A 13705-nucleotide genomic window follows, 5' to 3' on the forward strand; every position below is an offset into this window, starting at 1 on the left:
ATAGTCCACTTCCCGCGCACTAGACAAGATCGAATGCAAGGTTGGCCATGGGTCTTTTCCGAGTTGAGACCTCGCGGAAATCTGGACGGCCGGCATCCGCCAGGGTCGAAAAACTCGCGACACAAGCCCCTGAATGCCACATTCAACGCCCTTGACATCACCGACCACTTGACGCCCTACTGGTTCCTGCGCAGCGAAATTGACAACGTTGTCCACGCGGGTCGCAGGAGGGGAATCCGTAGATGCAGCGGAGAACTCGGCACAGATGGAGTCCGGCGGTCGTCCTCACGGCCGCCTTTGTCATGGCCACCGGAGCCCAGGGCGCCGCGGTGGCCCTGCCCGCCAAGGCCCCGGCCGCCGACCGGGAGTTCGCGTCCTCGTTCGAGGCGGACGACCCGGCACCGGACTGGCTCAGCACCGTCGACACCTCGGCGGACGGCACCAGGCGGGCCTCGGGCGTCGACGGCGGCTACAGCACCGGCATCCCGGGCAATGTCACCGACCACGTCACCGACGTCCGGGCGAGCGGCGAGAACACCGGCGGCGGGGAGGTGAAGGAGAACCTGGTCGACGGCGAGCCCGGCACCAAATGGCTGACCTTCTCGCCGACCGGCTGGGCGGAGTTCGACCTGGACAAACCGGTCAAGCTGGTGACGTACGCGCTGACCTCGGCCAACGACGAGGACGCCCGCGACCCGAAGGACTGGACACTCAAGGGGTCCGCCGACGGCAAGGACTGGAAGACCCTCGACACCCGGTCGGACCAGAAGTTCTCCGAGCGGTTCCAGACGAAATCGTACGATCTGGCCGAGCCGGCCGAGTACCGGCACTTCCGGCTGGAGGTGACGCGGAACAACGGCGCCTCGGACATCCTGCAACTGGCCGACGTGCAGTTCTCCACCGGCGGCACCGAGACCCCGGTCCCGCGGGACATGCTGACGCTGGTCGACAAGGGCCCGAGCGGGTCCCCGACCGCCAAGGCGGGCGCCGGCTTCACGGGCCGCAAGGCGCTGCGCTACGCCGGGCGGCACCTCGCGGGCGGCCGGGCGTACTCGTACAACAAGGTCTTCGACGTGAACGTGCGGGTCGGCCGCGACACGCAGTTGTCGTACCGGATCTTCCCCTCGATGGCCGACGGCGACCGGGACTACGACGCCACGAACGTCTCCGTGGACCTGGCCTTCACCGACGGCACCTATCTGAGCGGTCTCGGCGCGCTGGACCAGCACGGGTTCGGGCTGTCGCCGCGCGCCCAGGGCGCCTCGAAGGCGCTGTACGTCAACCAGTGGAACAACGTGGCCTCGCGGATCGGCTCGGTGGCGGCCGGGAAGACGGTCGACCGGATCCTGGTGGCGTACGACTCGCCGGACGGGCCGGCGAAGTTCCGCGGCTGGATAGACGACGTGGCGCTGCGCCAGGTGGCCCCGGAGCGGCCGAAGGCCCATCTGGCGGACTACGCGTCGACGATCCGCGGCACCAACTCCAGCGGCAGCTTCTCGCGCGGCAACGACTTCCCCGCGACCGCGATGCCGAACGGCTTCAACTTCTGGACGCCGGTGACCAACGCGTCCTCGCTGAGCTGGCTGTACGAGTACGCGCGGGCGAACAACGCGGACAACCTGCCCACGATCCAGGCGTTCAGCGCGAGCCACGAGCCGAGCCCGTGGATGGGCGACCGGCAGACCTTCCAGCTCATGCCGTCGGCCGCCGCCGGGACCCCGGACACCGGCCGGGAGGCGCGGGAGCTGGCGTTCCGGCACGAGAACGAGACCGCGCGGCCGTACTACTACGGGGTGCGGTTCGAGAACGGCCTCAAGGCGGAGATGACGCCGACCGACCACGCGGCGGTGCTGCGCTTCACCTACCCGGGCGACGACGCGAGCGTCGTCTTCGACAACGTGACCGAGCAGGCCGGGCTGACGCTCGACAAGGAGCACGGGATCGTCACCGGCTACTCGGACGTGAAGTCGGGCCTGTCCACGGGCGCCACCCGGCTGTTCGTCTATGGGCGGTTCGACCAGGAGGTGACCGACGGCTCGTCCAGCGGGGTCAAGGGCTACCTGCGCTTCAAGACCGGCTCCGACCACACCGTCACGCTGCGCCTGGCGACCTCGCTGATCAGCGTCGACCAGGCGAAGGACAACCTGCGCCAGGAGGTCGGCGGCGCCTCCTTCGGCACCGTCGAGGCGCGCGCCCTGCGGGCCTGGGACAAGCTGCTGGGCAAGGTCGAGGTGGAGGGCGCGACCCCGGACCAGCTGACCACGCTGTACTCGGGCCTGTACCGGCTCTACCTGTACCCGAACTCCGGCTTCGAGACGGTGGACGGCAAGAAGCAGTACGCCTCGCCGTTCTCCGCCATGCCGAACCCGGACACCCCGACCCACACCGGCGCGAAGATCGTGGACGGTGAGGTGTACGTGAACAACGGCTTCTGGGACACCTATCGGACCACGTGGCCGGCGTACTCCTTCCTGACGCCCTCGCGGGCCGGCGAGATGGTCGACGGGTTCGTGCAGCAGTACAAGGACGGCGGCTGGACCTCGCGCTGGTCCTCCCCCGGCTACGCCGACCTGATGACCGGCACCTCCTCGGACGTGGCGTTCGCGGACGCGTACGTCAAGGGCGTGAAGTTCGACGCGAAGGCCGCCTACGACGCGGCCCTGAAGAACGCCACCGTCGTCCCGCCGTCCTCGGGCGTGGGCCGCAAGGGCATGACCACCTCCCCGTTCCTCGGCTACACCAGCACCGACACCGGCGAGGGCCTGTCCTGGGCGATGGAGGGCTACGTCAACGACTACGGCATCGCCAAGATGGGCGAGGCCCTCTACAAGAAGACGGGCGAGAAGCGGTACAAGGACGAGTCGGCGTACTTCCTCAACCGGGCGCGCGACTACGTCAAGCTCTTCGACTCCCGGGCCGGCTTCTTCCAGGGCCGGAACGCCAAGGGCGACTGGCGGGTGGACTCCGCGAAGTACGACCCGCGCGTGTGGGGCTACGACTACACGGAGACCAACGGCTGGGGTTACGCCTTCACCGCCCCGCAGGACAGCCGGGGCCTGGCCAACCTGTACGGCGGCCGGCAGGGCCTCGCGGACAAGCTGGACGAGTACTTCGCGACGCCCGAGACGGCCTCCCCGGACTACGTCGGCTCCTACGGCGGTGTCATCCACGAGATGACCGAGGCGCGGGACGTGCGGATGGGCATGTACGGCCACTCCAACCAGGTCGCCCACCACGTCATCTACATGTACGACGCGGCCGGCCAGCCCTGGAAGGCGCAGCAGTACGTGCGCGAGGCGCTGTCCCGGCTCTACACCGGCAGCGAGATCGGGCAGGGCTACCACGGCGACGAGGACAACGGCGAGCAGTCGGGCTGGTACCTGTTCTCGGCGCTGGGCTTCTACCCGCTGGTCACGGGCAGCGGTGACTACTCCATCGGCTCCCCGCTGTTCAAGAAGGTCACCGTGCACCTGGAGAACGGCCGCGACCTGGTCGTCAAGGCGCCGCGGAACAGCGCGAAGAACGTCTACGTGCAGGGCGTGCGGTTCAACGGCCGTGCCTGGAAGTCGACCTCGCTGCCGAACTCGATGCTGTCCAAGGGCGGCGTGCTGGAGTTCGCCATGGGCTCCGAGCCCTCCACCTGGGGCACCGGGAAGGACGCGGCACCGGTCTCCATCACCCAGGACGACAAGGTGCCGGCCCCGCGCGCGGACGTCCTCAAGGGTGACGGGGCGCTGTTCGACGACACCTCGGCGACGAGCGCGGCGGTCACCTCGGTGGACCTGCCCGTCGGCGGCGCGGTGCGGCCGGCGCAGTACACGCTGACCTCGGCGGCGGACCACACCAAGGCGCCGACCGGCTGGACGCTCCAGGGCTCCACGGACGGCAGCACCTGGAAGACGCTGGACCACCGCTCGGGTGAGTCGTTCACCTGGGACCGGCAGACGCGCGTCTTCGGTATCGCCTCGCCGGGGACCTACACCAGGTACCGGCTGGTCCTGGACGGCGAGTCGACGCTGGCGGAGGTGGAGCTGCTGGCCTGACGAGCACCGGGCAGGACGAAGGGGCGGGTCCCGGCGGGGCCCGCCCCTTCGCGATCAGGCGGCCGGCTCAGCTCGTGGCGAGGGTGAAGACGTGCAGGTCCGTGTTGTCCGGGAGACGGACGCTCGCGATCTTCTTGCCGTCGGGGGCGGTGACGGGCCTGGTGGCGAAGACGTAGGTCGCCACCGGGTCCTTGTCGGCGCCCGCGACATTGCGGTACGGCGTCCTGGCGACGACCTGGTTGCCGTACTGCACGGTGCCGCCTCCGCCGCCGACGGTCCAGTCCGTGAAGGACAGGTCGACGGTGCCGGTCGTGCCGTCGGTGTAGGTGACGGTGGCCTCGGCCCGCTGGTTGCCGTTGACCGCGCTGCCGAGGAAGGACAGCGTGGCGGCGGGAGCGGCCAGATCGATGCGCTGGCCGGCCGCCGTGGCGTTGTCGGGACGGCCCGCCGGCGAGTCGGGCCAGGTGAAGGCGAGGCCGCCGACCGTGCCCTTGCCGCCCGGGGTGAGGCCGGCCGCCGCGAGGGCCTGGCGGGAGTAGCTCCAGCCGCCGCCGTCGAAGTCGGCCTCGTCGTGCTCGCCCGCGTCGTCCGAGACACCGGTGTTGTCGTAGGCGGCCAGCAGGCTGCCCGGCGCGGCCACGGTGAGCGAGACCGGCTGGCGGTACGAGGTGGCGCCCGAGGTCACGGTGACCCTGACGTCGGCGAAGCCCTGGGCGGCGTCCGGCGCCGCGGCGAGGGTGATCTCCCGGGCGCCGTCGGTCACGGTGCCCTCGGCGGGCGTGGCGGTGACACCGGCCGGGGTCTCCACCCGGAAGCGCACCTCGGGTCCCGTGCCGCCGCTCAGGGACAGCGCCCGGATGCCGATCTTCGTGCTCTCGCCGGGCGCCAGGGTGGCGGCGGTGGGCCCGACGCCGATCTGGTACGGCTGCTCGCCCTCGCGGAAGGACGGGGGCGGGCTGTCCGCGCCCCATGTGCGGTCCGGGGTGGTGGACAGGGTGTAGTCGAGCCGGCCGCCGTCCCGGACGAAGGAGGCGGGCAGCCAAGCCCGGTCGCTGCTGCGGCCGTTGACCTTCAGGGCCTGCACGTAGGGGGCGTCGGCCGCCGCGCCGGCCGCCCGGATCGAGATGTCGTTGCCGCGCGGCCGGTGGATCTCCACGCGCTCGAACAGAGGCGAGGCGAGGACGAGTTCGGCGCGGGAGGGCACCTGCGGGTACATGCCCAGCGCGGAGAAGACGTACCAGGCCGACATGGCGCCGAGGTCGTCGTTGCCGGGGATGCCGCCGGGCTCGGTGGTCCACAGCTGCCGCATCGCCGCGCGGACGGTCTCCTGGGTCTTGTAGGGGGCACCGGCGTAGTCGTACAGGTAGGGGACGTTGATCGACGGCTCGTTGTCCAGCTCGGACTTGGTGCCGCCCTGGCCGGTGAAGGCCCAGCCGCCGTCGGCCGTGTGGAAGAAGTCGTCCAGCCGGTCGAGGGCCTTGCCGGTGCCGCCCAGCGCGGCGAAGAGCCCGGCGGGGTCGTGCGGGACCATCCAGGTGTACTGGGCGGCGGTGCCCTCCACGAAGCCGTTGCCGGTGCCGGGCGTGAAGCCGGTCACCCAACTGCCGTCCGCCTTCCGGTTGGCGATGTAGCCGCCGCTCGGGTCGGCGGCGACGTTGAAGTTGTTCTGCCACCACTGGGACCGCCCGGCGAACTCCGCCCGGACGTCCTTCTCACCGGCCGCCTGGGCGAGTTGGGCGAGGGAGAAGTCGGCGGTGGACATCTCCAGGGTCTCCGCCGCGCCGCCCCAGGCGTTGGACACGCTCGGCATGTAGCGCAGGTCGAGGTACTTGTCGAGCGAGGGGCGCTGGCCCACCGACAGCACCGGTTTGCCGGCCGGCGACAGGTCCTGCTCCGTCGGTACGGTCGCCGCCCTGACCAGCGAGGCGAGGGCGCCCTTGAGGTCGAAGCCGGTGCCGCCGAAGGCGTGGATGCCGGCCAGGGCGGTCGGCGAGGGGTCGCCGTTCATCACATGGGTGCCGCTCGCCCCGTGCAGCCAGCGGTCCCACACGCCGCCGTTCTGCCCGGCGAGTTCGTACAGCGACTGGGCGATGTCGGAGCCGGTGCGCGGGTCGAGCAGGGTGAGCAGCTGCACCTGGTCGCGGTAGACGTCCCAGCCGGAGAAGGTGCCGTACTGGGCCCGGTGGCCGCGGCCCACCCGGTGCACCTTGTCGTCGGCGCCCCGGTAGCGGCCGTCGGCGTCGCTGATGACGTTGGGGTGCAGCAGGGCGTGGTAGAGCGCGGTGTAGAAGGTGGTGCGCTCGGCGTCCGTGCCGCCGCCGGCCCGGACCGCGCCGAGCCGCTCCCGCCAGGCGCGCCGGGCGGCCCGCTCGACGGCGGCGAAGGAACGGCCCCGGGGATTCTCGGCGGCCAGGTTCGCCTCGGCGGCCCGCTCACTGACGTAGGAGATGCCGACCTTGACGTTCACCGGGCCGTTACCGGGCGCGAACTCCACGTAGCCGCCGGCGCCCTTGCCGGCGACGGGACGGCCGCCCTGGGCGAAGCCTCCGGTGCCGCCGGACGCCTCGGTGGCGCCGGGGTCGAGCCGGTCGTCGTGCCAGGTGCCGGTGGCCTTGAAGGCGCGGTCGAAGCGGGCGGTGAAGTACAGGGTGTAGTAGGAGCGCTGCCCTTCGGGGTCGAGATAGCCGCAGAAGTTCCCGGAGGTGACCGAGCCGGAGACGGTGCGGGTCTTCGGGTCGATGGTGACCTTGGAGTCCGCCGAGCCGACCTCGGAGTTGGCGGTGCGCACCAGCAGCGAGGCGGGTTTGCCGGCCGGGTAGGCGAAGCGGGCCGAGCCGGTGCGGGCGGTGGCGGTCAGGTCGGCGGTGACGCCGGAGGCCAGGCCCACCTTGTAGTGCCCGGGCTCGGCGGTCTCGTCGGCGTGGCGGAAGTCCGAGGCGTAGACGGCGTCCTTGGTGTCGCTCGCCGGGGAGGAGGTGACCTCGCCGGCGTACGGGAAGAACGGGATGTCGCCGCTGCCGCCCGCGCAGCCGGTGCCGGACATGTGCGTGAGGCTGAAACCCCGGATCCGGGTGGCGTCGTACTGGTAGCCGCCCGGCGCGGTGGTGCGGGTGGCGTCGCCCCGGGTGTTCTCCGGGCTCCAGGAGAGCATGCCGAACGGCACGACGGCGCCCGGGAAGACGTCGCCTCCGTTCTTGGTGCCGATCAGCGGATCGACGTAGGGCGTCGGGTCCTTGACGAGGGCGGTGGGTGCTGCGGTCGCCGCGAGGGCGGGGGTGGCGGTGCCGACGGTCGCGAGCAGCGCGGCCAGCAGCAGGGAGGTGGATCTGAAACGCATGACGCGGCCCTTCCTCCTGACGGAACGGGTCGCGCACCACGGGTCGCACAAGCCGCAGGGACAGTAACGCGCGCCACCGGTACCACGGAAGACCGCGTCCGGCCGCGCGGGCGCACGCCCCTGTCACCCGGTCGGGCTACTCCAAGTAGGTTGACATCGTTGTCCGTTGAGGCGGTACAGTCATGGGCAGACCATAAGACAACGTTGTCGCGCCCCTCCGGTGCCGCACAAGCCACCCCCGGCACCCCCTTCGACCACCCCCTCCGGGCGGGCCCGCCCACCCCCTTCGCCCGCCCGGCTCGCGGACCCGGTGCGCCCGCCCACCACCGGGTCCGCCCGAGCACGCTCCGCACCGCCCCGCTCACCGGCGTGAAACGGCTGTGACGCATGTGACGCATGAGCACTGCCGTGGCACATGAGGTGGCAAAAGGTGCGTCCAGGACGTGGACTGCCGTAGTCATGAGCACCCTCCGGTGCTACAAATGCCGCATGTCGGACCGATTCGCCCGATTCAGGCGCATGTCATGGCGTGCCGTGGCCGGCAGGAGCCCGCGCAGCGTCGCCGGGCAGGTTTTCCTCCTCCAGTTCGCCCTCGTCGTCCTGCTCGTGCTGTGCGGCGTCATCGCGCTCGTCCTCCAGTCGGAGCGGGACACCAGCACGGAGGCCAAGCGCCGCTCCATAGCGGTGGCGCAGACCTTCGCCCACTCCCCCGGCGTCCTGGCGGCCCTGCGCACCCCCGACCCCTCCAAGATCCTCCAGCCGCTCACCGAGGCGGGCCGGAAGGCGGCGGGGGTCGACTTCATCGTCGTCATGGACACCAAGGGCATCCGCTATACCCACCCGATGCCCAGCAAGATCGGCCAGCGGTTCGTGGGCACCATCGGGCCCTCGCTGGCCGGCAAGGTCTACACGGAGAGCGTGCACGGCCCGCTCGGCCACGAGGTGCAGGCGACGGTGCCGGTCGACGACGCCCGGGGCCATGTCGCGGCCCTGGTCTCGGCCGGGCTGAAGGTCAAGAACGTCGCCAGCCAGGTGGACCGGGAGCTGCCCATCATCCTGACGGCCGGCGCCGGGGCGCTCGTGGTGTCGACCGGCGGCACGGCCCTGGTGGGCCGCCGGCTGCGGCGGCAGACGCACAGCCTGGCCCCCGCGGAGATGACCCGCATGTACGCGCACCACGACACGGTGCTGCACTCGGTGCGCGAGGGCGTGCTCATCGTCGGTGACGACGGCCGGCTGCTGCTCGCCAACGACGAGGCGAGGCGGCTGCTGGAGCTGCCCGCCACGGCCGAGGGCCGCAACGTCCGCGAGCTGTCCGACCTGGACCCGGCCATGGTGGAGCTGCTGGTCTCCGGGCGCGAGGCCAGCGACGAGGTGCACTTCGCCGGCGGCCGTCTGCTGGCGGTCAACCAGCGGCCCACGGACACCGCCGGCGGCCCCAGGGGCACCGTGGTGACCCTGCGGGACTCCACCGAGCTGCAGGCGGTCTCGGGCCGCGCGGAGGTCGCCCGGGAGCGCCTGGAGCTGCTCTACGACGCCGGTCTGGGCATCGGCACCACCCTCGACGTGGTCCGTACGGCCGACGAGCTGGCCGAGGTCGCCGTCCCCCGGTTCGCCGACTTCGTCACCGTGGACCTGGCCGACGGCGTGCTGCACGGCGAGGAGCCGACGTCCTCGGCCTCCGGGATGCGCCGGGTCGCGGTGAGCGGCATCCACGACGACCACCCGCTGTACGAGCAGGGCCGGCTGATCCACTTCAAGGAGTCCACCCCCCAGGCCCGGGGCTTCGGCTCCGGCCACGCCGAGCTGGTGCCCGACCTGTCGGCCGCCGACGGCTGGCTGGCCCAGGACCCGGAGCGCACCCGGCGCATCCTGGCCTACGGCATCCACTCCCTGATCGCCGCCCCGATCCAGGCGCGCGGTGTGGTGCTCGGCACGGCCAACTTCTGGCGGGCCGAGCGGGAGCCCTTCGACGAGGAGGAGCTGTCGCTCGCCGACGAGCTGGTGGCGCGGGCCGCGGTCAGCATCGACAACGCCCGCCGGTACACCCGCGAGCACGCGCTCGCGGTCACCCTCCAGCGCAGCCTGCTGCCGCGCGCGCTGCCCGAGCAGAGCGCCCTCGACGTCGGCTACCGCTATCTGCCCGCCCAGTCGGGGGTGAGCGGCGACTGGTTCGACGTGATCCCGCTGCCCGGCGGCCGGGTCGCGCTGGCCGTGGGCGACGTGGTGGGCCACGGTCTGCACGCGGCGGCGACCATGGGCCGGCTGCGCACCGCGGTGCACAACTTCTCCACCCTCGACCTGCCGCCCGACGAGCTGCTGAGCCACCTGGACGAGCTGGTCGCCCGGATCGACCAGGACGAGGCCTGCCCGGAGACGGCCGGCGAGATCGTCGGCGCCACCTGCCTGTACGCGATCTACGACCCGGTGTCCCGCACCTGTGTGATGTCCCGGGCCGGGCACCTGGCACCCGCGCTGGTTCACCCGGACGGCCGAGTGGAGTTCCCGGACGTGCCGACCGGGCCGCCGCTGGGCCTGGGCGGGCTGCCGTTCCGGACGGCCGAGCTGGAGCTGGCCGAGGGCAGTCAGCTGGTGCTGTACACGGACGGTCTGATCGAGGACCGGCGGCGCGACCTGGACGAGGGCATGGAGCTGCTGCGCCGGGCGCTGGCCGGGCATCCCGACCGGTCCCCCGAGGACAGCTGCCAGGCGGTACTGGCGGAGCTGCTGCCGGAGCGTCCGGCGGACGACGTCGCACTGCTGATCGCCCGCACCCGGGCGCTGGCACCGGAGAACGTCGCCGACTGGGACGTACCCCGCGATCCGGCCGCCGTGTCCAAGATGCGCCTCGCGGTCTCCGACAAGCTGGCGGAGTGGGGCCTGGCCGAGCTGGGCTTCGGGATGGAGCTGGTCCTGAGCGAGCTGATCACCAACGCGATCCGCTACGGCTCGGACCCGGTCCACGTCCGGCTCATCCGCGACCGCACGCTGATCTGCGAGGTCTCCGACGGCAGCAGCACCTCACCGCACCTGCGCTACGCCGCGACGACCGACGAGGGCGGGCGCGGGCTGTTCCTGGTGCAGCAGATGACCGAGCGCTGGGGCACCCGGTACTCCCCGCAGGGCAAGGTGATCTGGGCCGAGATGACGATGCCGGACCCGTCGGCGCCGGCGAAGCCGGTGGATCCGCTGGAGCTGTTCGCGGACGTGGACTAGGCGCGACCAGGCGCGGACCAGGCGTCCGGGCATACGGGAGGGCCGCGTCCCCGTCACGGGAACGCGGCCCTCCCACCGCTGAGCGGTACCGCCTGCCGGCTACCTGCTATCGGCTACTTGCGGATCAGGTTGCGCAGCACGTACTGCATGATGCCGCCGTTGCGGTAGTAGTCGGCCTCACCGGGGGTGTCGATGCGGACGACCGCGTCGAACTCCACACCGGTGTCGGTGGTGACCTTGACCGTGCGCGGCGTGGTGCCCTCGTTCAGCTCGGTGACGCCGGTGAAGGAGAAGGTCTCCTCGCCGGTCAGGCCGAGGGACTCGGCGGACTCGCCCTCCGGGAACTGGAGCGGCAGGACGCCCATGCCGATGAGGTTCGAGCGGTGGATGCGCTCGTACGACTCGGCGATGACGGCCTTGACGCCGAGCAGCGCGGTGCCCTTGGCGGCCCAGTCGCGGGACGAGCCGGAGCCGTACTCCTTGCCGGCCAGGACGACCAGCGGGATGCCCTGCTCGATGTAGTTGCGGGAGGCGTCGTAGATGAACGCCACCGGGCCGTCCGCCTGCGTGAAGTCGCGGGTGTAGCCGCCCTCGGTGCCCGGCGCGATCTGGTTGCGCAGGCGGATGTTGGCGAACGTGCCGCGGATCATGACCTCGTGGTTGCCACGGCGCGAGCCGTAGGAGTTGAAGTCACGACGCTCCACACCGTGCTCGGTGAGGTACTTGCCGGCCGGGGTGTCGGCCTTGATGGCGCCGGCCGGGGAGATGTGGTCGGTGGTGACCGAGTCGCCGAGCTTGGCGAGCACCCGGGCGCCGGTGATCTCGGTGACCGGGGCCGGCTCCATCTCCATGCCCTCGAAGTACGGGGGCTTGCGGACGTAGGTCGACTCGGTGTCCCACTCGAAGGTGTTGCCGGTGGGGACCGGGAGCGACTGCCACTGGGCGTCGCCGGCGAAGACGTCCTGGTAGGACTTGGCGAACATGTCCTCGCCGATGGCGGCGGCGACGACCTCGTTGACCTCGGCCTCGGAGGGCCAGATGTCCTTCAGGAAGACCGGGTTGCCGTCCTGGTCGGTGCCGAGCGCGTCCCGCGTGATGTCCACCGTCATGGAGCCCGCGAGGGCGTATGCGACGACCAGCGGCGGGGACGCCAGGTAGTTCATCTTGACGTCGGGGTTGATCCGGCCCTCGAAGTTGCGGTTGCCGGACAGCACCGAGGTGACCGCGAGGTCGTGGTCGTTGACCGCCTTGGAGACCTCCTCCGGCAGCGGGCCGGAGTTGCCGATGCAGGTGGTGCAGCCGTAGCCGACCAGGTTGAAGCCGACCTTGTCGAGGTAGGGGGTCAGGCCCGCCCGCTCGAAGTAGTCGGTGACGACCTTGGAGCCCGGGGCGAGGGTGGTCTTGACCCACGGCTTGCGGGTCAGGCCCTTCTCGACCGCCTTCTTGGCGACCAGGGCAGCGCCGATCATGACGTACGGGTTCGAGGTGTTGGTGCAGGAGGTGATGGCCGCGACCGTCACCGCACCGTGGTCGATCTCGTACGAGGTGCCGTCCGGGGCCTCGACGGTGACCGGGTGGGACGGCGCGTCGCCCGTGCCCTCGCCGTGCTGCGGGGCGCCGGCGCCGTTCTCCTGGCTGCCGTAGGCCGGGGCGTCGGAGGCCGGGAAGGACTCCGCGCTCGCCTCGTCGACCGGGGAGGCGGAGGCGGCCGGGGTCGGGGCGGCCGGGGCCTCGACGTAGTTGAGGACGTCCTTGGCGAACTGCTCGGCGGCCTCGGCGAGGACGATGCGGTCCTGCGGGCGCTTCGGGCCGGCGATGGAGGGGACGACCGTGGAGAGGTCCAGCTCCAGCTTCTCGGAGAAGTCCGGCTCGGCCTTCGGGTCCAGCCAGAGGCCCTGCTGCTTGGCGTAGGCCTCGACGAGCGCGACCTGCTGCTGCGAACGACCGGTCAGGCGCAGGTAGTTCAGGGTCTCGTCGTCGATCGGGAAGATCGCGGCGGTGGAGCCGAACTCCGGCGACATGTTGCCGATGGTGGCGCGGTTGGCCAGCGAGGTGGCGGCGACGCCCTCGCCGTAGAACTCGACGAACTTGCCGACCACACCGTGCTTGCGGAGCATTTCGGTGATGGTGAGCACGAGGTCGGTGGCGGTGGTGCCGGCCTGCAGCTCACCGGTGAGCTTGAAGCCGACGACGCGCGGGATGAGCATGGAGACCGGCTGGCCGAGCATGGCGGCCTCGGCCTCGATGCCGCCGACGCCCCAGCCGAGGACGCCGAGGCCGTTGACCATGGTGGTGTGCGAGTCGGTGCCGACCAGGGTGTCCGGGTACGCCTTGCCCTCGCGGACCATGACGACGCGGGCCAGGTGCTCGATGTTCACCTGGTGCACGATGCCGGTGCCCGGGGGCACGACCTTGAACTCGTCGAAGGCGGTCTGGCCCCAGCGCAGGAACTGGTAGCGCTCCTTGTTGCGGCCGTACTCCAGCTCGACGTTCTGCTTGAAGGCGTCGTTCGTGCCGAACTTGTCGGCGATGACGGAGTGGTCGATGACCAGCTCGGCCGGCGCCAGCGGGTTGATCTTGGCCGGGTCGCCGCCCAGCTCCTTCACGGCCTCACGCATGGTCGCGAGGTCCACGACACAGGGCACGCCGGTGAAGTCCTGCATGATCACGCGGGCCGGCGTGAACTGGATCTCCTGGCTGGGCTGGGCCTGGGAGTCCCAGCTGCCGAGGGCACGGATGTGGTCGGCGGTGATGTTCGCGCCGTCCTCCGTGCGGAGCAGGTTCTCCAGCAGGACCTTCAGGCTGTACGGCAGGCGGGCCGAGCCCTCGACCTTGTCCAGCCGGAAGATCTCGTACGACTCGTCGCCCACCTGCAGCGTGCTGCGGGCGTCGAAGCTGTTCGCCGACACGACAGTCTCCTTCATTGATGTGCGCGTACCACCGTCAATCCTGCCGCCACGCCGACTTGGCCGATCCGCTAAGGTCAGGCTAAGTTAGGTAAGCCTTACTGGCGTGGCGACCGCGGTGCGCCTCGGCAGATATCTCGATGTCGAGATAACTCTAGTACATGCCCGCGCGATGGTCATGCCCGGGCCCGCTCCGGCACGCC

At 71.1% G+C, this 13705-nt stretch carries 4 protein-coding genes; 2 read left to right on the forward strand and 2 right to left on the reverse strand.

Features of this window, described 5'->3' with window-relative positions:
• The first annotated feature begins 242 nt into the window (after window positions 1-242).
• The gene (locus tag NX794_RS13590; RefSeq protein ID WP_258778745.1) at window positions 243-4043 is read left to right on the forward strand and encodes a GH92 family glycosyl hydrolase; all 3801 of its coding nucleotides are present in this window, start codon (window positions 243-245) and stop codon (window positions 4041-4043) included.
• 67 nt (window positions 4044-4110) lie between these two features.
• On the opposite strand, the gene NX794_RS13595 is transcribed toward NX794_RS13590, so the two are convergent.
• Window positions 4111-7380, reverse strand: coding sequence for a GH92 family glycosyl hydrolase (locus NX794_RS13595; RefSeq protein WP_258778746.1), 3270 nt, complete (start codon window positions 7378-7380; stop codon window positions 4111-4113).
• Window positions 7381-7869: 489 nt separating this feature from the next.
• On the opposite strand from NX794_RS13595, the gene NX794_RS13600 reads away from it, so the two are divergent.
• A complete protein-coding gene (locus NX794_RS13600) occupies window positions 7870-10596 on the forward strand; it encodes a SpoIIE family protein phosphatase (protein ID WP_258778747.1) in 2727 nt (908 codons plus the stop codon).
• A 113-nt stretch (window positions 10597-10709) separates the two neighbouring features.
• Here the strand turns inward: NX794_RS13600 and NX794_RS13605 are convergent, their stop codons facing one another.
• Window positions 10710-13520, reverse strand: coding sequence for an aconitate hydratase (locus tag NX794_RS13605; protein ID WP_258778748.1), 2811 nt, complete (start codon window positions 13518-13520; stop codon window positions 10710-10712).
• Between the last annotated feature and the right edge of the window lie 185 nt (window positions 13521-13705).

It is taken from the genome of Streptomyces pyxinicus (assembly GCF_024753135.1).
GTDB classification, from domain to species: Bacteria; Actinomycetota; Actinomycetes; order Streptomycetales; family Streptomycetaceae; genus Streptomyces; species Streptomyces pyxinicus.